Raw genomic sequence first — 19,094 nt, forward strand, 5'->3', positions numbered from 1 at the left:
CGGCCGTATACAAATACTACACCAGCGCGACCGCTCACCTCACCTTCCGGGCGCCCAACCCGGTTCGGCGAGTTCGAAATCCTCGAAGGTGAAGCCCGGCGCGACGGTGCAGCCGACCAGCGTGAAATCACCCGTAGTTTCGGCCGCCTGCCAAGAGCCGGCGGAGATCACCCCCTGGGGGCGCTCGCCATTCGCGATGTCCGGGCCGAGTATCTGGGTTTCCACCACCTTGCCGTCGGCCGAGCGCATCAGCTTCAGGGGTGCCCCGGCGTAATAGTGCCAGACCTCGACGGCTGTATGCAGGCGATGCCAGTGCGACCGCTCGCCCGCCTTCAAGAGGAAATAGATCAGCGTCGAGGCTCCGCGCCCGCCGCCGGCCGAATCACGAAATGTCTCGGCGAACCATCCGCCCTCGGGATGGGGTTGGAGCCCCAGCGCTTCGATGATCGCGTCGGCGGTCATCAGAAATTGTCCTTGCGCTTGCGGATTTCGGCCAGAACCTCGGCGTCGCTCGCCGCTTCCATGCCGAGCGTCTTGCGGATCGCCGGATCGGCCACCCTGAGGAACGGGTTGGTCTTCTTCTCCAGCCCGATCGTGGTCGGAATGGTAAAGCCGCCCGCTTCCCTCAGCTCCGCCACCGCTTCCGCCCGCTCCTTCAGCACCGCATTGTCGGGATCGATGGTAAGCGCGAATTTGGCATTGGCGAGCGTATATTCATGGCCGAAATAAACCTCGGTCTCGTCCGGCAGCGCCATCAGCTTTTGCAGCGACGGCCACATATCGGAGGCCGGGCGCTCGAACAGCCGGCCGCAGCCCATGGCGAACAGCGTGTCGGCGGCAAACAGCAGGCCGTCCTCGACGAAGTGATAGCAGATATGGCCGGCGGTATGGCCGGGGGTTTCGATCACCTCCACCTTGTGGCCGGCAAATTCGAGTTCGTCGCCCTCGAACACGGCGAGATCGAGACCCGGTATCACCACCGCCTCCTCGATCGGCCCGACGATGCGGCAATCATATTTCTCCTTGAGCATGAGATTGCCGTCGACATGGTCCTTGTGATGGTGGGTGGTGAAGATGTCGGTGATCGTCCAGCCGCGCTGTTCGGCCTCAGCCATCACCTTTTCGCCATCGGGCGCGTCGATGCTGACGGTCTTGCCGCTTTCCGGCTCGTGCACCAGGACGCCGTAATTGTCGGAACGGCACATGAAGACGGCAATTTCCAGTGAACGCATATCAGGCCTCGCAATTGCTTACTCAATGGAGTTCAATGTAGTACGGTGGACATTGAAGTCCAACCATCAGCCGGGTCAATCTCAGCTCATGAATGCCGATATCGTAGACCTGCGCGCGTTTTATCACACCGAACTCGGAAGGCTCGCCGCCCATTCGATCACGATGGCGCTGACGCCGATCTGGCAGGCGCTGCCGGAGGAAAGGCTGGCAGGCCTCGGCTACTGCCTGCCCTATCTCGACCGCTTCGCCGGTGAAGCCGAAAGAACCATGGCGCTGATGCCGGCCTCGCAGGGCGCGATCAACTGGCCGCCGCTCGGACCGTCGGCAACCGTGCTCGTCCACGAAGAGGAACTGCCCCTGCCCGACGCCTCGATCGACCGCGTCCTGCTGGTGCATGCGCTGGAATTCGCCGAGGCCCCGCGCGAGACCATGCGCGAATTATGGCGGGTGCTGGCGCCCGGCGGAAGGGTCGTCATCGTCGCCCCCAACCGGCGCGGCGTGTGGGCGCGTCTCGAACATACGCCCTTCGGCAATGGCCGGCCCTATTCCAAGGGCCAGATCATCGAATTGCTGCGGGAGACCAATTTCACGCCCGCGGCCTTTGCCGAGGCGCTGTTCTTTCCGCCGTCGAAAAGCCGCGCGGTGCTGAAGCTCCGCTCCAGTTTCGAGCGGTCGGGCCGCACCTTCTGGCCCGCCTTTGCCGGCGTCAACATCATCGAGGCGCAGAAGCGGCTCTATCAGGGCCTTCCGGTCGCCGCCCGCGCCGCGCGCAAGGTTCTGGTGCCGGCGCTCGCCCCGCAGGGCGTGCCGACCACCCGCGCGCGACATCGCGGCTGACACTCGACAAAGACCCCAATCGCAATTATTGCTGCTGACGCTAAAAACCGGCCGGAAAAGGCCGACAATTTTTCGAGGTTTCCGATGACCGAACAGATGATCAAGCCAACGCCGCGCCCCGGCATCATGGACATTGCCGCCTATGTGCCCGGCAAGTCCCACGGCGAAGGCGCGGGCAAGGTTCACAAGCTGTCATCGAACGAGACCCCGCTCGGGCCGAGCCCGAAGGCGATCGCCGCCATGCAGTCCGTCGGCGAACACCTGGCGCTCTATCCCGACGGCCAGTCGAGCGCGCTGCGCGAGGCGATTGCCGCCAAATACGGGCTCAACACCGGCAATATCATCTGCGGCAATGGTTCCGACGAGTTGCTCGGCCTGATCGCCCATGTCTATCTTGGCGAGGGCGACGAGGCGATCATCACCGAGCACGGCTTCCTGGTCTACAAGATCCAGATTCTCGCAAACGGCGCCACGCCCGTCACCGTGAAGGAAAAGGATGCGCGGGTCGATGTCGACGCGATCCTTGCTGCCGTGACCGACCGGACCCGCGTGGTGTTCATCGCCAACCCGGCAAACCCGACCGGCACCTATGTGCCGTTCTCCGAAATCCGGCGGCTCCATGCCGGCTTGCCGAAAAACGTCGTGCTGGTGCTCGACGCCGCCTATGCCGAATATGTCCGCCGCAATGATTACGAGGCCGGGCTGGAACTGGTCGCCGACAACGCCAATGTGGTGATGACCCGGACGTTTTCGAAAATCTACGGGCTTGCCGCGCTGCGCGTCGGCTGGCTTTACGGCCCGACCGATATCATCGCGGCGCTGGAGCGCGTGCGCGGCCCCTTCAACCTCAACGCACCGGCCATCGCGGCGGCGACGGAAGCGATCAAGGACGACGCCTTCACCCGGGCGGCGGTCGATTACAATCTGAAATGGATCGAGCGGTTGACGGCCGAACTCACAGCCCTCGGCCTTTCGGTTACGCCTTCGGTCGCCAATTTCGTGCTGATCCACTTCCCGGATGAGGATGGCAAGCGCGCGGCGGACGCCGACCGCTATCTGAGCGCGCGCGGCTATATCCTGCGGGCCGTCGCCGGCTACGGCTTTCCGAATGCGCTGCGCATGAGCGTCGGCACCGAAGAGGCCAATCTGGGCGTCATAGAAGCGCTGAAGACTTTCCTGGCCGCCGCGCCGGAAACGGAAAAGGCATGACCGCATTCGAACGCATAGCGCTGATCGGCATCGGCCTGATCGGCTCCTCGCTTGCCCGTGATATCCGCGCCAAGGGGCTTGCCCGCGAGATCATCGTCTCGACCCGCTCGCCGGAGACGCTGCGGCGGGCGGAGGAACTGGGGCTCGGCGACCGCTATACTGCTTCCGCCGAAGACGCGGTGCGCGGCGCGGATCTGGTGATCGTCTCGGTGCCCGTCGGCGCGTCCGGCGTGGTGGCCGAGCGTATCGCCCCCAATCTGAAGCCCGGCGCGATCCTGACCGATGTCGGCTCCACCAAGGCCTCCGTCATCGCCCAGATGTCGCCCTTCGTACCGGAGAATGTGCACTTCATCCCCGGTCACCCGATCGCCGGCACGGAGAAATCCGGACCGGATGCCGGCTTTGCCGGCCTGTTCAAGGGCCGCTGGTGCATCCTGACGCCGGCCGAAGACGCTGACCTCGCCGCTGTCGACAAGCTCACCCGATTCTGGCAGGCGCTCGGCTCGCGTGTCGACACCATGGCCGCCGACCATCACGACAAGGTTCTGGCGATCGTCTCGCACCTGCCGCATATCATCGCCTACAATATCGTCGGCACCGCGGACGATCTGGAAACAGTGACCGAATCGGAAGTGATCCAGTATTCCGCCTCCGGCTTCCGCGACTTCACCCGCCTTGCGGCCTCCGACCCCACCATGTGGCGCGACGTCTGCCTGCACAACCGCGACGCCATTCTGGAAATGCTGGCGCGGTTTTCGGAGGACCTTGCCTATCTTCAGCGCGCGATCCGCTGGGGCGAGGGCGACAAGCTGTTCGAACTCTTCAGCCGCACCCGCGAGATCCGCCGTTCGATCATCGAGGCCGGACAGGATGTCGAGGCCGCCGACTTCGGCCGCCACGCGCTCGACGACAAGGACTGATTAGAGCAATTCCAGGTGAAATGGACACCGGTTCACCTTCCGGAATTGCGTAAAAACAAAGAGATAGAGCGTTTCCGTGAAATGCGGAAAGGCTCTAGAGCGGCGGTATCTTGCCGAGCGGGATGAAGCCGAGCACGGCCCTGCCATGTTCGACGCGCACATCGAGCGTCACGGTGCGCTGGCCGCCGGTGAAGTTCTTGACCAGGCCGGTGACGGAATTGATGACGCCGGCAGCGCCCGGGAAGCTGAGCGCGGCAAGCTGGGCGACGCCGTCTATGCCGGTCAGCTCGAAGCTGAAGCGGCCATCGAGATAACCGTCCCTGTCGAAGGCAAAGCGGCCCGAGACCGCCATCGTCGACTGGCTTTCGCCGATCGCGAGCGCCGCCTGGTTGACGATGCCGCTCTTGCCGCGCAGCATTTGCGGATGGAAGTCGGTTTCGAGCAGCGCGCCGCCGTCATCGACGGTCGCCAGAAAGTTGAGCGAAACGGCGGGCAAGGCGTCGGCATTGTTCTGCGGGCGCAGAACCGCCTCGTTCAGGTTCAGCGCGACATCGAGATCGCCGTTGTCATTGCGCACCAGCCCCTGCCCCTGTTCCGCCGTCAGCGTTCCCTGCCGGCCCTGGGGATCGGCGAAACGGGCGGTCACGGCCTCGAAATCGAAAGAGACGAGGCGCGGCGCGCCGCCCCTGTAGATCAGCTTGCCGCCGAAATCCTGCCACTCCGCGCGCAACAGCATGCCGGCGTCGTTTTGCAGCGTGGCGGGGCCGGTGAGCGTCGCCAGAACCGACCACGGCGAATAGACCGGCGCCTCAGCCATAAGTTGTGGCGCGTCGAACACCGAGTCCGACGTTCGGTCGCGCACATGCAGGTCGTCACAGAAAAAACCGAATTTGACGGGAAAGCCGTTATAGCCGATGTCCTCGCAGTTCACGACGACGTTTTGCTGACCCTGGCCCTGCAGCAGCGTGAAAATCCGGGCCTTCACGGTGCGGGCGACATAGAACCAGCCGAGGGCATAGGCGACGATCACGGCAATCAGAACGATCAGCGTCCATTTCAGAAACTTGCGCGTTCGGGTTGATCTCGCCATCATGGGCCTCATTGTAATTTCGGAACTCAACGGTATCAGGCAATAGCATATGGACGAATTCTGGGTATTTGGCTACGGCTCGCTGATGTGGAATCCGGGTTTTGCGACCCATCGACGCATGCCCGCCCGACTTGCCGGCTATCACCGCAGCCTCTGCGTCTACTCCCATGTCCACCGCGGCACCGCGCACAAGCCCGGCCTGGTGCTGGGCCTCGACCGCGGCGGCTTCTGCGAGGGCGTGGCGCTCGCCGCCAGGGTCAAGGACGAAGAGGAAATCCTCGCCTATCTGCGCGGCCGCGAACTCGTCACCCGCGTCTATCGCGAACTGGTGCTGCCCGTTCGCCTGTCATCGGGCGAGAACGTGCCCGCCATCACCTATGTCGTCGATCATGCGCATGAGCAATATGCCGGCAAGCTCGATCTTGACCACGCTGCCGAACTGGTGCGGGGCGGCCACGGCCAGTCGGGCCCCAATCGCGACTATCTCCTCAACACCGTCGACCATCTGCGCGAGATGAAGATCAATGACGCCGCGCTGGAGACGATCGCAGGCCTCCTGAAAAATGAGCAGCCGCGCCCGGTCCGCAAGGACGCATTCTAGAGCCCCTCGGCGGCCAGCAACTCGGCAACGCGCTTGCGGGTCACCTCCGGCAGGTCGAGATGCGGATTGGCGTCGACGGTTTCGATCAGAAGACGGTCGCTTTCGCGCTCCATGGTCCCGACGAGTTCGTCGAAAAACTGCCGGGGTTCCTTTCCGGGCGCAATCGCCGGCAGGATGCGGACCTTGAAATGCCCGCTTTGGCGGCGGAAGCTGCCGCGCGGCCAGAACAGGCCGGGATGCATGACCACCGGAATGACCGGCACGCCGAGATCGCGGTAGAGCCGCTGAATGCCGCGCTTGTAGTCGGGTGCTGCCCCCGGCGGACGGCGGGTCCCCTCCGGAAAGATCACGAGCTGGCGCCCGGTCTCGACCTCTGCCTTGGTGCGCGCGATCGCATCTGCCATGGCGCGGCCGGTCTGCGCGCGGTCGACGGCGATCTGGCGCTGTTTCTTGAGATACCAGCCGAACAGCGGCATCTGGATCAGTTCACGCTTGAGCATGAACACCGAATCCGGGATCCAAGGCAAAAGCATGATCGTGTCCCATGCGGACTGATGCTTGGGCGCGATGATGCACGGCCCGTCCGGCAGGTTGTCGAGCCCCTCGATGGTGAAGGTCGCGCCGGCCCAGAGCCGCATCTGCGCGTTCACGAACCGGCCCCAGCCCTGCACCACCACCCGATAGGCGTTCTTGCGCGAGGCCAGGAAATAATAGGGCGACTGCACGATCATCAGCACCGCGGTGCCGAGATAGAAAGCGATGTTGAACGCGGCGGAGCGGATCATCCCCATCAGTTCCCCTCCCCGGCCGGCGCAAGCGCCGAAAGCCCGGTCTCCGCGCGCAGATGAGCGCCGATGAATTTCATATATTCGGAGCCGAGAATCTTCAGATAGCGAATACTCTGCCGCCACGACGCATCCTGGTCGCTGAACGGCACCGGATAGCCGACGAACACGGTATCCGGATCGATATGCCTGAGTTCGAACAACCCGCGCGGCAGGTGGTAGGCGCTGGTGACGACGAGGATGCGGCTATAGTCGTGCTCCTCGATCCATTTGCGGGTTTCCACGGCATTGCCGTAGGTGTCCAGCGCCTCGTAACCGACATCGACGCAGCATTCGAAAAGCTGGCTGTCGCCGCCGATCACATTGAGGATGCTCTCGGGCGTGGTCGAGGGATTGACGCCGGAGATCAGCAGCCGCTCGCCCGCGCCGGCCTCCAGCAGCGCGAAGGCCTCCTCGATCCGGCGCGAGCCGCCGGTGAGCACCACGATCGCATCGGTCTCGTAGATCTGCGGCGGCCTTGCGGTCAGCGCATTGTAGCAGAACGCCACAAAACCGCCGCCGAACACCAGCACGATCGCCAGCAGAAGGAAGCCGACAAGGCGCGCGAGACGGCCGGCGGCAGAACGCCGCCGCGTCCCGTGTTCGCTGCCGCCTTTTTTATGCGGCTTGCGCACCCTTTCCGCCATGCCCGATCCATTTCCAGTTCTGCGCCCGGTTCGCGGGGTCGTTATCTCGATGCTTGTGAAACCGTCCGAATCAGACGGCTGACCCGCCAACCTATACAACACAGGAAATAGAGTTGAAATTCAGGCGGCGGATCGGCGGCAGGATTCTGAAAATCAGACCGTATCGGTCCGCTCCGGGTCGGAGCGCACAATGTCGATCTCGCGAATGGTGCGGATCACCGTCAGCCGCGTGGTCAGCGCCGTCAGACCGGCGATCGCGACGATGGTGAGCAGAATACCAAAATAGGCGCCCCAGCCGATCGAGATCGTGCCGAACAGCGCCGTGGTCTGGTCGGCGCCGGGTGTCGCCAGATAACGCCGCTGCCAGACCCGCGCCAGCACGAAGAACAGGCAGGCCAGCGCGCCGCCGAGGAACGCGCCCTTGAGCGCGACATTGAGGAAATGGCGCTGGAACTGACGGGCGACGAACGAGGCCTCCGCGCCGACGAAATGCAAAACCTCGACGATATCGCGGCTGCCGGCAAGCGCGCCGCGCGTTGCAAACACCACCGTCAGCACCATCGCCGAAAACACCAGCGCCATGATCGAGACGCCGATGGTCGTCGTGGCATCCGCCATAGCCGACAACCGGCTCACCCAGGCGCGATGATCGTCGAGCGATGCGCCGGGCACCGCCTTTTGCAGCGCCGCGGCCATGGCGGCGAAATCGGGCGGATTGTTTTCGTCGATGGTAACGATCACCAGCCGCGGCACCGGCAACGTATCGAAATCGAGACCGGTGCCAAGCCACGGCTCCAGCAGCCGCTCGGTTGCCGCCTCGTCGACCACCCGCCCGTCGAGCGTTCCGACGAATTGCAGCGCCACGTCGCGGGCGTTCAGCAGCGCCTGGTTCATGTCGCGGCCCTCGCCCGGCTTGATCTGGATCGTCACCTCGCGCGAGATGCCGCCCTGCCAGCTTTCAGCGGTCGCGCGCACCATCGAGACCGCGCCGAGCGTGAGGCAGGCGAGAAACGCCATGATCGTCACCACGGCCATCAGCGCCCGCGTCTGGACATTGGAGGGCGGCACGATGGGGGTCGGCTTGCGCGGCGCCTGGCGCGCGGGACGGAAACGGGTCTTCCCGCCGAGCTTTGGGCCCGACTTGGTGCCAGGGGCCGGACGCTGGGTCCGTGTTTTTGGCGCGGCGTCTGCGGATGGAGCAGCACTCGGACGAGGCGGCTCGGCGCGCCGCGCGACCGGCGTTTCCTGGCCCTGCGGCACGGGGTTGGCCCGCGACCGGAATGCCGGCGGCGGCTTTGATGCCTTCTGCCGCGCCTGCGCCGCCTGTCGAGCCTCTTCGGCCCGCTGGGCTTCTATACGCTGGGCCTCTTGCCGGCGCGCCGCCGCGCGCTCCTTTTCGCGACGCTCCTCCAGTTCCTCCGCGCGGCGCTGCGCGAGCTGGCGCTGCTGCTCCGCCTGGCGTCGCGCGACCTCCTCCTGCTGCTGGCGGATCTCCTCCAGCCGCCGCGCCTCCAGCAGGCGCTCTTCCTCCGCGCGCTGTTCGGCAAGGCGTCGTTCGGCGCGTTCTCTTTCCTCGATGCGGGGATCGCGAAGCGAGCGGGGCGGCCTAGTCATGAATATCGAGCCTTCCTTCCGAAAGGATCATCCGGCGCGCATTATAGCGGTCCATCAGCGCGATATCATGGGTTGCTATGACGACGGCCGTGCCCAAGCGGTTGAGTTCCACCAGCAGGCTGAGGATACGGCGCGCCATCGGCGGATCGACATTGCCGGTGGGCTCGTCGGCGAGCAGCACTTCCGGCTGGTCGATCAGCGCGCGGGCGATCGCCACGCGCTGCTTCTCGCCGCCGGAAAGCACCGGCGGGCGGGCATGGAGCCGCTCGCCGAGCCCGACCCATTTCAGGAGTTCGATCACGTCATTGCGGTAGGAGACCTCGTCCTTGCCGCGCACCCTCAGCGGCAGGGCGACGTTTTCATAGGTGGTCATATGGTCGAGCAGGCGGAAATCCTGAAACACGATGCCGACCCGGCGGCGCAGCATCGGAAGCTCCTTGTGCGGAATGACGGCGACGTCACGGCCGAACAGGCGGATCAGGCCGCGCGTCGGCTGCAGCGCCATCAGCATCAGCCGGAGCAGCGTGGTCTTGCCGGCGCCGGAGGGGCCGGTCAGGAACTGGAAGGAGTTCCGGGGAATGTCGAAGGTCATGTCGCGCAAGACTTCCGGGCCCATTCCATAGCGCAGGCCAACATTTTCAAACTGAATCAGTGCCATGCCCTGATACTGTCCTCGTCTTTCCATCGCCTCCATTATCCGCGATTATGAATAACAGGTCGTGAACAGGCCGCAAGTTATGCGATTTTGGCGGATATCCACGGCGTTTTGGCCTCGAGGCGCGGTTGCGCCCGGCCTTGCGATTGCCCCGCCCGGCCAAACCCAGTAAAACCGGCCATCTTCAAACATATACGGCGTTTCCGGCCCTTACGGCTCGGCGCTGGAGGCAAGGGAGCGCGCCATGCATGTCGTCCGCGGCAAAAAGATCGAAGTTCTGTTCTCGCCCGAGGAAATTGCCGCGCGCAATGAGGAGCTCGCCCGCGAGATCGCCAGCGGCCCGTCGAAGGACCTTCTCGTGATCGCGATCCTGAAGGGCTCCTTCGTGTTCGCCGCCGACCTGATCCGCGCGCTGCACAAGGTCGGCCTCGCGCCGGAAGTGGAATTCATGACGCTGTCGAGCTATGGCACCGGCACCGTCGGAAAGTCGGTGCGGATGGTCAAGGATATCGACAGCGAGGTCGAGGGCCGCGACGTCCTGCTGATCGACGACATTCTCGAATCCGGCCGCACGCTGCGTTTCGCGCGCGAACTGATGCTGGAGCGCGGCGCGGCCAATGTTTCGGTCGCAGTTCTTCTCGACAAGCAGAACAAGCGCGAGGAAGCGCTCGACGCGGATTACGCCGGCTTCCACTGCCCCGACAAGTTCGTTGTCGGTTATGGCATGGACGTGGCCTATGCCTTCCGCGAGCTTCCTTTCGTCGGCGTGGTGACCGGGGATGCTTAATCAAGCATAAATGCAGTCCGAACAGCTTGTTAACTACATAAACCGCCACATTTCGATGTTTACCTCTCGCTAGGAAAGTTCTGGTCATCTCCATTGCAACAAAGCCTGGAACAACAGGCCTGCAAGACGGGTTTTGAAAGACAGAGAGAACTGGATAGCGCCATGGCGAGGATTCTGATTACCGAAGACGAGGCATCGCTGCGTATGTTCGTCGCCCGCGCGTTGCGGCTGGACGGCCACGAGACCGTGGAAGCCTGTGACGGCGCCGAAGGGCTCGAACTGCTCGGCGAAAGCCACTACGACCTTCTGCTATCCGATGTCCGCATGCCGATCATGGACGGGATCGCCTTGGCCCACGCCGCCGCGCACGACCATCCGCGCACCAAGATCCTGCTGATGACCGGTTTTGCCGAACAGCGCGAACGCGCCGACGACCTGATGGAAAAGATCGTCGACGTGGTCTCCAAACCCTTCGCGCTTCCCGACATCCGCAAGGCCGTCGCCCGCGCGCTGGCGGCATAGGGCCGGGCTAGAACGGTTGCAGTTTTGAAAAGGCCGCTGCCGGTGCCCTAACTGCTTGTAAAGCGATCCTTTTTACGGACGTCATCCTCGGCCTTGTGCCGAGGATCTAACCACGGTCCCGCACGAGCGGCGTTGGCGTTTCACAAATGACGGCATGAACTGAGTTTTCGTCCGAGACGCCTGTCGAGTTGACACGTGCTTGGATGCTCGGGACAGGCCCGAGCATGACGGGAGAGAGGGAGGAAGGCTTTGTCGGAAAACGGGGCCGCTGCCCGCCGAGGCAACGGCCTTTTGCTTGCCTCACTGCGCCGAATAGCCGCCATCCACCAGATGATAGCTGCCGGTGACGAAGGAGGCGTCTTCGGAGAGCAGGAAGGCCGTCAGGGCGGCGACCTCCTCGGACGTGCCGAGCCTGCCGATCGGATGGAGCGCGACCAGGCCTTCGATATCCTCCGGCTCAAGGTTCTCATCAAGCAGCGGCGTGCGGATGAAGCCGGGGCCGACGGCATTGATGCGGATGCCGCGCCTGGAATATTCCAGCGCCGCCGACTTGGTCATGCCTACCAGCGCATGTTTCGAGGCGACATAGGCCGGCGCGGTGGCAAAACCGTTGGTTCCCAGGATCGACGACATGTTGACGATCGAACCGCCGCCCGATGCCTCGATCGCGGCAAGCTCGTACTTCATGCAGTAGAATACCGAATGCAGGTCGACATCGAGCACCTTGTGCCAGGCGTCGATGTCGTAGTCGCCGATCGGCTCCGACGGACCGCCGATGCCGGCATTGTTGACCGCGCCGTAAAGCCCGCCATATGTCTTGACGGCGAAATCCACCATGGCTTCCACGGCCTTCGGGTCGCTCACGTCAACGGCGAAGGCGGCGGCCTTGCCGCCGGATTTCTCGACCTCAGCGGCGGTCTTGTTCGCATGGTCCTCGTTGAGATCGGCCACAATCACATTGGCGCCTTCGCGCGCCAGAAGCTGGACAGAGGCCTCGCCAATGCCGGAAGCGCCCCCGGTCACGATGATGGTTTTGTTTTCGAATCTCTTGGACATGACGATACTCCTTGATGCCGACGCTCCGATGCGGGCGTCATTGAATCAGGTAGCCATGAAGGACCGTCTTTTAAAGGCAAATGGACGCAAAAATCAGTTCTGCGACTGGGGTTCCAGAAGCCGCTCGAGATAGGGCGGTTCGGAGGGCAGCGGGGCCTGTTCGTTCAGCCGCTCGCGGATGGCGTCGAGGATCTCGCGAGCGCGCTGGACGGTGATCTCGTCGGGCACGTCGACATTGTCGCCGAAGTCGAGCCCGTCAGCGCCCTGGTTGCGGCCGAGCGGATCGCGACCGGCCTGATTGCCCCAGCCGGTCTGCCCGCCCGGGCCCTGACCTTGCTGGCCCTGGCCCTGCGCCATCATCGAATTCATCATCTGCTGCGCGCCCTGGCGGAGCGCCTCCAGCGCATTGCCCTGCCCCTCGACGGCCGCGGAGCCCTCGCCCTCCCCGAGCGCGCCGGCCGCCCCTTCCATGGCCTCGCCGGCCTGATCGAAGCCTTCCGCCGGCGGCATGCCGAGTTCGGAAAGCTTCTCTTGCATTTCCGATAGCTGTTCGGCGAGCCCCTGCTGCTGCTGCTGAAGCTGCCTCAGCGCTTCGCGGAGTTCCTCCGCCGTCATGTCGCGCGGCGCCTTTTCGCCATTCTCTCCCTGCTCGCCGGGCGAAGGCTGCGGATCGCCCCAGCGCTCGCGGTCGCGCAATTGCTGGTCGAGATCGAAGGTCTCGTTCATCAGCCGCTGCTGTTCCTGGATCAGTTCGCCGAGCTTGTCGATCTGCTGGCGCATCTCGGAATTCTGCTGGCCGCCCTGCTGCTGGGCGGTGGAAGACGGCGGCTGGAGATTGTTCATCATCCGCTGCAACTCCGAAAGCAACTGCTGGGCGGCATCGCGATTGCCGGAGCGGGCGAGGTTTTCAAGCTGGTTCAGGAGATTGTCGAGATCGCGCTGGCGCAGGGTCTGCTGGTCGCCCGGCATCTGCTCGGAGGGCTGCATGCGCTGGGCCATTTCCGACAGGAATTCCTGCATAGCCTCGCGCAGTTCCTGCATCAGCCGGGCGATCTCGGCGTCCGATGCGCCATTCTCCAGCGCCTCGCTCAGCGCGTCCTGCGCCTCGCGCAGCCGCCGCTCGGCATCAGACAATGCGCCGTCCTCGATGCCGGTTGCGATATCCCACATGTAATCGGCGGTATCGCGGTAGCTGTCTTCGTCGTGAGCAAGCGTCATTCTTGTCTGCGCCGACTTGATCAGCAGGAATTGCGTGAGGTCCGGGATCGTCTCTTCCGGTCTCAGCGTGATCGCCGCGCTATATTGCAACGCCTGCGGCATGCGGCGCGTGTCGAGCGCGAAGATCTGGCGCTGCTCGGCCACCGAACCGGCCAGCAGGTTGCGGAAGGCGCGCTCCGGCAGCACCATTTCAAGCGCGGGACTTCTGCCGACATGACCGGCCGCGTCCTCGGCGACCAGCGTGATCGTGACCGGCGTGCCGGACAGCGGATGTTCCGTCAGATTGCGGCTGGTGAAGGCGGAATGATCCTTCGACGAACGCGCCGGCATGTTGAGCGGAAATTGCGGCAGCGGATAGACCGGCTCGGCATGCGGATCGACATCGCCGGCCGGCGCGATCTCGGCGCGGGCGCGGGTGACCCCGTAATCATCGGTCACGGTGTAGTCGAGTTCCAACGCCCCGTTCGCCGCCGCTCTGGGCGTTCCCTTGAAGGCAATCACCGGGGCCTCGTCGGGATCGACGGCAATGTCCCAGCTCCGACCGGCCGCATCGAGCCGACCGCCGGAGGATAGCGAGAAACTGGCGCTGTTGGCGAGCGTCCCCTGTTCGGCCTCGGCGGGCGCTTGGGCCTCTTCGCTGCCATCGGGCGTGAAGGTGATCGGCTGGTCCGCGCCCTCCCCGGAAAGCCGAACGGTCAGCACCGAGCCCTCGGGAATGCCGGTGATCGCCTCCCCGCCATCGGCCTGAAGATAGACCGGGGCCTTGCGGGTATAGCCGGGCGGCGAGATCCAGGCATCGAATCTGAGCGCCACCTGCGTCTCCCCTTCGCGCGCGGGCGGCGCGAAGGCATCGGCAAGTCGGGCCGTGCCATCGGGACCGGCATAGAACCACGCGACGAACAGCAGCAGCACGGGAACCGCGCGCAGCGCGTAGGGATCGACGGAGGCAAGGTCCGGCTTCGGCAGGCCGCTATCGATAGCGCGAAGATGTTCGGCCATGCGGCGCTGATGGGCCTGCCAGAGCGCCATCGCCTCCGGCGTTTGCCGCGCCGGGCGATCGAGCCGCACCGAAATCGCCTGATGGGCAAGCGCGTTGTGCGCCTCCAGCCGCCGCTCTGCGTCATGGGCCGAGGGGATGCGCAGATGGCGCAGCGGCCAGAGGCTGACCGCGAAACCGAGGATGAAGAAGAACAGCAGCGCGGCCCGGACCGCGAACGACAGCAGCAGGAACACGCCGAGCCATGACAGCGCGACGTAAAGCGCCGCCACCGCGAGCGGCCACAGCAGAAGGGGCACAAGCCGTTCAACGAAGAGATTGAAACGCGTGAGCGCGCGCTTGCGGCGGATGCGGCGCGTCAGCGCATCATCGACTGCATCATTGCGTTTGCCCGCAGTGTGTTTCTGCCCGGTCATGAGCCCCTGTGGTCGCGCGGCGTGATGGCTTCAGAATAGCACGCTTTGTGTCGATAGCGAGGTGAGGCCGGCAAATTCCCGGTTCACATTACCGCGACCGGCCTAAAGCCAATCCGGCAGCGAATCGAGGCCGATCAGCTCCTCATAGCTGCCGCGCGGGCGCACCACGTGGAAGCGGTCGCCATCCACCAGCACTTCCGGCACCAGAAGGCGGGTATTGTAGGTGCCGGCCTGAACCGCGCCATAGGCGCCCGCCGTCATCACCGCGAACAGGTCGCCGGACGCGGGACGCGGCATTTCGCGCGACAGCGCCAGATAGTCGCCGGTCTCGCAGACCGGGCCGACGACATCGGCGGTCATCCGCTCCGCCCCGGGCTTTAGCGCGACCGGGCGGATATCGTGCCATGCGTCGTAGAGCGTCGGGCGGATCAGATCGTTCATCGCGCCGTCGACGATGACGAAGCTCTTGGCCTCGGCATCCTTCACATAGATCACCTCGGTGACGAAGATTCCGGCATTGCCGGCGATCATCCGCCCCGGCTCGGCCACGATCCGGCAGTCGAGACCCGAAAGCTCCTCGCGGATGACGCTCGCATAGGCGAGCGGCTCCGGCGGCGGATTGTTGTCGAACTGATAGGGAATGCCGAGCCCGCCGCCGACATCCACATGGTCGATGTCGTGACCTGCGGCGCGCAGCTCCGTCACCAGCTCGCGCATCAGCCGGAAGGCATCGCGGAACGGCGATAGCTCGGTGATCTGGCTGCCGATATGCATGTCGATGCCGGTGACGCGGATGCCAGGGAGGCCTGCCGCATGGGCATAGACGTCATGGGCGCGCGAAAACGCGATGCCGAACTTGTTTTCCTTCTTGCCGGTGGAGATCTTCGCATGGGTCTTCGCATCCACATCCGGATTGATGCGGAAGGAGACCGGGGCGACGACGTCCTTCGCCACGGCGCGCGCGTTCAGCACCTCCAGCTCGGGTTCGGATTCGACATTGAAGCAGTAGATGCCGGCATCGAGCGCGAAGTCGATCTCGCGCACCGTTTTGCCAACGCCGGAAAACACGATCTTTTCGGCCGGAACGCCGGCGGCAAGCGCGCGGCGCAATTCGCCCTCCGACACCACGTCCATGCCCGCACCAAGCTTGGCGAGCGTCTTCAGCACCGCCTGGTTGGAATTGGCCTTGACCGCGTAGCAGACCAGCGCGTCGGTTCCCGCGAAGGCTTCGGCGAAGACCTTGTAATGGCGGGTGAAGGTGGCGGTGGAATAGCAATAGAACGGCGTGCCGACGGCCGCCGCGATCGCCGGTATGGAAACGCCCTCGGCATGGAGAACGCCGTCGCGATATTCGAAATGGTTCACGTCTGGCCTGCGTCAGTTAAGCAGTGGATCGAGGAGGAAGGGCTCGCCATCGACGGCGGCATCCGGCCCGGCATTGATGACATCGTCGCCCGAGCCGTCGAACACGATCGGTTTGTCATTGGGGGCAAGCCGGATGGTGGGTTCGGATTGCGTCTTCGCGGCGCGCGCCTGCTGTTCGGGCGTGGGCGGCGGCACTTCCAGCGGCCCGCGGCGTCCGCAGGAGCTAAGGGAAAGCGCCATCAGCGCAACAACTGCAATCGTGATCGTCTTCATCAAGAGCCCCGAACCGGATACGGGCCCCGCAAACGCAAACGCCCTGGCCATTCTGATAACCGATCAGAACCGCTTTGTGCACCCCAAATTGCGGCGCGGCGTCCGGGCGCAGCATTTGCGACGTATTTTCCTAACCACATCAACTGTCTTCGGAAAGCTCGAGCCGTCTTTCGATCCGGTCAAGCCGCGCGTAGATGCTGGCCTGCTGGCCGTCGCGGTTCAGGTCGCTCTGTACCAGCGCGGCGACATGCGCCTTGATCGCCCGGATCTCATCGCGAATTTCCCGGCGTTCCTCGCGGGCCATTTTAGCGTCTTCCCGCAATGCCTTCAGATGCTCAAGCAGCAATTCATTGGTGACATTGTCCGCCATGGCGATGCCTCCTGGTTGCAGCCGATGATCCGTCGCGGCGCACCGGCTGTCAATCCCCAGTCGGCCCTGCATGGCCCTGCCCGGCGCGCGCCTCAGACCCGCTCGCGCCACCAGGCGATCTGCTTCCTCACCTCGTCCGGGGCCGTGCCGCCGAAGCTCTTGCGGCTGGCGACGGAGGCCTCCACCGTCAGCACGTCGAAAATGCCCGCGGTGATCGCCGGGTTGATGCCCTGCAATTCCGCAAGCGAGAGCTCGGCGAGATCGCAGCCCTTCTTCTCGGCAAGCGCCACGGCGGCGCCCGTCGCGTGGTGGGCGTCGCGGAACGGCAGGCCCGCCTCGCGCACCAGCCAGTCGGCAAGGTCGGTGGCGGTGGAAAAGCCGGAGCCGGCGGCGGCCTTCATCGCATCGACGTTGACGGTGAGATCGCCGACCATGCCGGTCATCGCGGCGATCGCCAGATCCAGGCTGCGGGCGGCGTCGAACACCTGTTCCTTGTCTTCCTGCATGTCCTTCGAATAGGCGAGCGGCAGGCCCTTCATCACCGTCAGAAGCGCGACAAGCGATCCGTTGATGCGGCCGGTCTTGGCGCGCACGAGTTCGGCGGCATCCGGGTTCTTCTTCTGCGGCATGATCGAGGAGCCGGTGGAAAAACTGTCCGACAGCCGCACGAAATTGAACTGCGGCGTCGACCAGATCACGATTTCCTCGGCGAGCCGCGACAGATGCGTGGCGCAGATCGAGGCGATCGAGAGAAACTCCAGCGCGAAATCGCGGTCCGAGACCGTGTCGATCGAATTGCGCGTCGGCCCGCCGGCAAAGCCAAGCGCCTCCGCCGTCATGTGCCGGTCGATGGCAAAGCCGGTGCCCGCAAGCGCGGCCGCCCCGATCGGGCTTTCGTCCAGATGCTCGATCGCGTGGCGCACGCGGGCGCGGTCGCGGCCGAACATCTCGACATAGGCCATGCAGTGATGGCCGAAGGTGACGGGCTGGGCGGTCTGCAGATGGGTAAAGCCCGGCATCACCGTATCGGCATGCTCTTCGGCCCGCGTCAGAAACACGCCGATCAGCCGGGTGAGCGCCGCCTCGGTGCGCTGCAACTCCTTCTTCACCCACAGGCGGAAGTCGAGCGCGACCTGGTCGTTGCGCGAGCGGGCGGTGTGCAGGCGGCCGGCGGCGGGGCCGATCAGCTCGCGCAGCCGCGCCTCGATATTCATGTGAATATCCTCGAGCTGGCGCGAGAAGGCGAAATCGCCCGCCTCGATCTCACGGCGAATTGTATTGAGACCCTCGATAATTGAGGCGCTGTCCTCTTTCGTAATGATGGCTTTTTCGGCAAGCATCGTGGCATGGGCGATCGAGCCGTCGATATCCTCGTTATAGAGCGCCTTGTCGAAATCGATCGAGGCATTTATCTCCTCCATGATCGCATCGGGACCGGAGGCGAAACGTCCGCCCCACATCTTGTTCGAGGTGCTGTTGTCGGAAGCCATGAAGTGCCTATCTGGAGAATGACATGACAGAGAAGAAGAGCCGCAAAAGCCCGGTCTCCGCCAAACTGGTTCTAATCGCGCTTGCCGCTGGCCTGATTGCCGGCGCCGTCGCGGTATACGTGAAAAACGCCGTGACTGGCAATGGCATGGGCGATCTCGCCGCCAGCCAGTGCAAACCGGCCGCCGAGACCGCCGAACGCCTGAAGCCGCTCGCGATCGGCGAGGTCGCGGCCTTCATCCCCGCCGAAAAGCCGCAAAAGCTCCCGAACCTCGCCTTCCGCGACAGCGACGGCGAAACCACGCTTGCAAACCTTGCTGGCAAGACCGTGCTGATGAACCTCTGGGCCACATGGTGCATTCCCTGCCGCGAGGAAATGCCGGCGCTCGACCGGCTGGAGGCCGATATGGGCGGCGAAAACTTCGAGGTCGTCGCCGTCAACATCGACACCGGCACCGACGAAAAACCGGTCCGCTTCCTCGACGAAATCGGCATAAACGCGCTCGCCTTCTACCGCGACGAAACCATGACGACCTTCAACACCCTGAAAAAGGAAGGCCTGGCCTTCGGCCTGCCGTCAACGGTGCTGATCGATGAGAACGGGTGTTTGCTGGGGGCGATGAACGGGCCAGCCGAATGGGACAGCGCGGATGCAAAGGCGCTGGTGGGCGCGGCGCTTGGGGGGGGTGAGAATGCATAATTATGCATGCACTTCATTAAGATGAATACAAGTTATATTTACAAAATAAAATGTCTATAAGAATATAACCCTTCGCCAAAGGAGGGTTACATGTATAAATCAGCTATTATATTCACTCTTTTTTTCATTGGAGTTTCCAGTTCGGCCCGCCCCGATCCGATCCCCCTAAACGATTCTTCATTATTCTATAATTCTGATAAAAATAACGCAGGTACAGTTTTAGCTATTCCAGTTTAGAGGCCGATTTAAAAGTTATTGAGTGATATCAGAAG

The 19,094-nt window shown here is 63.9% G+C and carries 20 protein-coding genes; 7 read left to right on the forward strand and 13 right to left on the reverse strand.

The features are described from left to right. Positions 1-39: 39 nt before the first annotated feature. Together K7H91_RS22915 and gloB are read right to left on the reverse strand one after the other, a co-directional pair. A complete protein-coding gene (locus tag K7H91_RS22915) occupies positions 40-462 on the reverse strand; it encodes a cupin domain-containing protein (protein ID WP_230722511.1) in 423 nt (140 codons plus the stop codon). Next, complete coding sequence (gloB, locus tag K7H91_RS22920; RefSeq protein WP_230722512.1) at positions 462-1,232, reverse strand: hydroxyacylglutathione hydrolase; 771 nt, start codon at positions 1,230-1,232, stop codon at positions 462-464. The genes K7H91_RS22915 and gloB overlap by 1 nt, the downstream gene beginning before the upstream one ends. A gap of 88 nt (positions 1,233-1,320) precedes the next feature. Here gloB and K7H91_RS22925 point away from each other — a divergent pair, with 88 nt between their 5' ends. The 3 genes from K7H91_RS22925 to K7H91_RS22935 all read left to right on the forward strand — a co-directional run bounded on the left by K7H91_RS22925 (position 1,321) and on the right by K7H91_RS22935 (position 4,199). Next, on the forward strand, positions 1,321-2,070 hold the full coding sequence (locus K7H91_RS22925; protein ID WP_230722513.1) for a class I SAM-dependent methyltransferase: 750 nt from the start codon (positions 1,321-1,323) through the stop codon (positions 2,068-2,070). A gap of 84 nt (positions 2,071-2,154) precedes the next feature. Then, positions 2,155-3,279, forward strand: coding sequence for a histidinol-phosphate transaminase (gene hisC / locus K7H91_RS22930; protein ID WP_230722514.1), 1,125 nt, complete (start codon positions 2,155-2,157; stop codon positions 3,277-3,279). Then, positions 3,276-4,199 carry a prephenate/arogenate dehydrogenase family protein gene (locus K7H91_RS22935; protein ID WP_230722515.1) on the forward strand — a complete coding sequence of 308 codons (924 nt, stop codon included), beginning with the start codon at positions 3,276-3,278 and terminating at the stop codon, positions 4,197-4,199. Before hisC ends, K7H91_RS22935 begins: the two co-directional genes overlap by 4 nt. Positions 4,200-4,293: 94 nt before the next feature. Here K7H91_RS22935 and K7H91_RS22940 read toward each other — a convergent pair whose 3' ends face one another. Beyond that, positions 4,294-5,289 (reverse strand): DUF2125 domain-containing protein, encoded by a 996-nt coding sequence (locus K7H91_RS22940; RefSeq protein ID WP_230722516.1) that lies wholly within the window; start codon positions 5,287-5,289, stop codon positions 4,294-4,296. Positions 5,290-5,338: 49 nt separating this feature from the next. Here K7H91_RS22940 and K7H91_RS22945 point away from each other — a divergent pair, with 49 nt between their 5' ends. Further along, the gene (locus K7H91_RS22945) at positions 5,339-5,890 is read left to right on the forward strand and encodes a gamma-glutamylcyclotransferase (protein WP_230722517.1); all 552 of its coding nucleotides are present in this window, start codon (positions 5,339-5,341) and stop codon (positions 5,888-5,890) included. Here K7H91_RS22945 and K7H91_RS22950 read toward each other — a convergent pair. The 4 genes from K7H91_RS22950 to ftsE all read right to left on the reverse strand — a co-directional run bounded on the left by K7H91_RS22950 (position 5,887) and on the right by ftsE (position 9,627). Then, positions 5,887-6,681: a lysophospholipid acyltransferase family protein gene (locus tag K7H91_RS22950; RefSeq protein ID WP_230722518.1), complete on the reverse strand. Its 795-nt coding sequence runs from the start codon at positions 6,679-6,681 to the stop codon at positions 5,887-5,889. The genes K7H91_RS22945 and K7H91_RS22950 overlap by 4 nt on opposite strands. Next, positions 6,681-7,361: a YdcF family protein gene (locus tag K7H91_RS22955; RefSeq protein ID WP_230722519.1), complete on the reverse strand. Its 681-nt coding sequence runs from the start codon at positions 7,359-7,361 to the stop codon at positions 6,681-6,683. The genes K7H91_RS22950 and K7H91_RS22955 overlap by 1 nt, the downstream gene beginning before the upstream one ends. Positions 7,362-7,514: 153 nt before the next feature. Further along, a complete protein-coding gene (locus K7H91_RS22960; protein WP_230722528.1) occupies positions 7,515-8,396 on the reverse strand; it encodes a cell division protein FtsX in 882 nt (293 codons plus the stop codon). A 571-nt stretch (positions 8,397-8,967) separates the two neighbouring features. Then, on the reverse strand, positions 8,968-9,627 hold the full coding sequence (gene ftsE, locus K7H91_RS22965) for a cell division ATP-binding protein FtsE (protein WP_026173310.1): 660 nt from the start codon (positions 9,625-9,627) through the stop codon (positions 8,968-8,970). Between the two features lie 247 nt (positions 9,628-9,874). On the opposite strand from ftsE, the gene hpt reads away from it, so the two are divergent. Beyond that, positions 9,875-10,417 carry a hypoxanthine phosphoribosyltransferase gene (gene hpt / locus K7H91_RS22970; RefSeq protein ID WP_230722520.1) on the forward strand — a complete coding sequence of 181 codons (543 nt, stop codon included), beginning with the start codon at positions 9,875-9,877 and terminating at the stop codon, positions 10,415-10,417. 162 nt (positions 10,418-10,579) lie between these two features. Then, positions 10,580-10,939, forward strand: a complete 360-nt coding sequence (locus K7H91_RS22975) for a response regulator (protein ID WP_230722521.1) — start codon at positions 10,580-10,582, stop codon at positions 10,937-10,939. Positions 10,940-11,239: 300 nt separating this feature from the next. On the opposite strand, the gene K7H91_RS22980 is transcribed toward K7H91_RS22975, so the two are convergent. The 6 genes from K7H91_RS22980 to argH form a co-directional block, all read right to left on the reverse strand. Beyond that, positions 11,240-11,995, reverse strand: coding sequence for an SDR family NAD(P)-dependent oxidoreductase (locus tag K7H91_RS22980; protein ID WP_230722522.1), 756 nt, complete (start codon positions 11,993-11,995; stop codon positions 11,240-11,242). A 93-nt stretch (positions 11,996-12,088) separates the two neighbouring features. Then, positions 12,089-14,626: a TIGR02302 family protein gene (locus K7H91_RS22985; RefSeq protein WP_230722523.1), complete on the reverse strand. Its 2,538-nt coding sequence runs from the start codon at positions 14,624-14,626 to the stop codon at positions 12,089-12,091. 102 nt (positions 14,627-14,728) lie between these two features. Continuing rightward, a complete protein-coding gene (gene lysA / locus K7H91_RS22990; protein ID WP_230722524.1) occupies positions 14,729-15,991 on the reverse strand; it encodes a diaminopimelate decarboxylase in 1,263 nt (420 codons plus the stop codon). A 12-nt stretch (positions 15,992-16,003) separates the two neighbouring features. Next, positions 16,004-16,264: an LPS translocon maturation chaperone LptM gene (lptM, locus tag K7H91_RS22995; RefSeq protein ID WP_155122085.1), complete on the reverse strand. Its 261-nt coding sequence runs from the start codon at positions 16,262-16,264 to the stop codon at positions 16,004-16,006. A gap of 139 nt (positions 16,265-16,403) precedes the next feature. After that, positions 16,404-16,634: a hypothetical protein gene (locus K7H91_RS23000; RefSeq protein ID WP_230722525.1), complete on the reverse strand. Its 231-nt coding sequence runs from the start codon at positions 16,632-16,634 to the stop codon at positions 16,404-16,406. Positions 16,635-16,726: 92 nt separating this feature from the next. Next, positions 16,727-18,124 carry an argininosuccinate lyase gene (argH, locus tag K7H91_RS23005; RefSeq protein WP_230722526.1) on the reverse strand — a complete coding sequence of 466 codons (1,398 nt, stop codon included), beginning with the start codon at positions 18,122-18,124 and terminating at the stop codon, positions 16,727-16,729. Between the two features lie 23 nt (positions 18,125-18,147). On the opposite strand from argH, the gene tlpA reads away from it, so the two are divergent. Next, a complete protein-coding gene (gene tlpA, locus K7H91_RS23010) occupies positions 18,148-18,822 on the forward strand; it encodes a thiol:disulfide interchange protein TlpA (protein WP_230722527.1) in 675 nt (224 codons plus the stop codon). Positions 18,823-19,094 lie beyond the last annotated feature (272 nt).

It is taken from the genome of Martelella mediterranea, from assembly GCF_021021415.1.
Taxonomy (GTDB): domain Bacteria; phylum Pseudomonadota; class Alphaproteobacteria; order Rhizobiales; family Rhizobiaceae; genus Martelella; species Martelella mediterranea_C.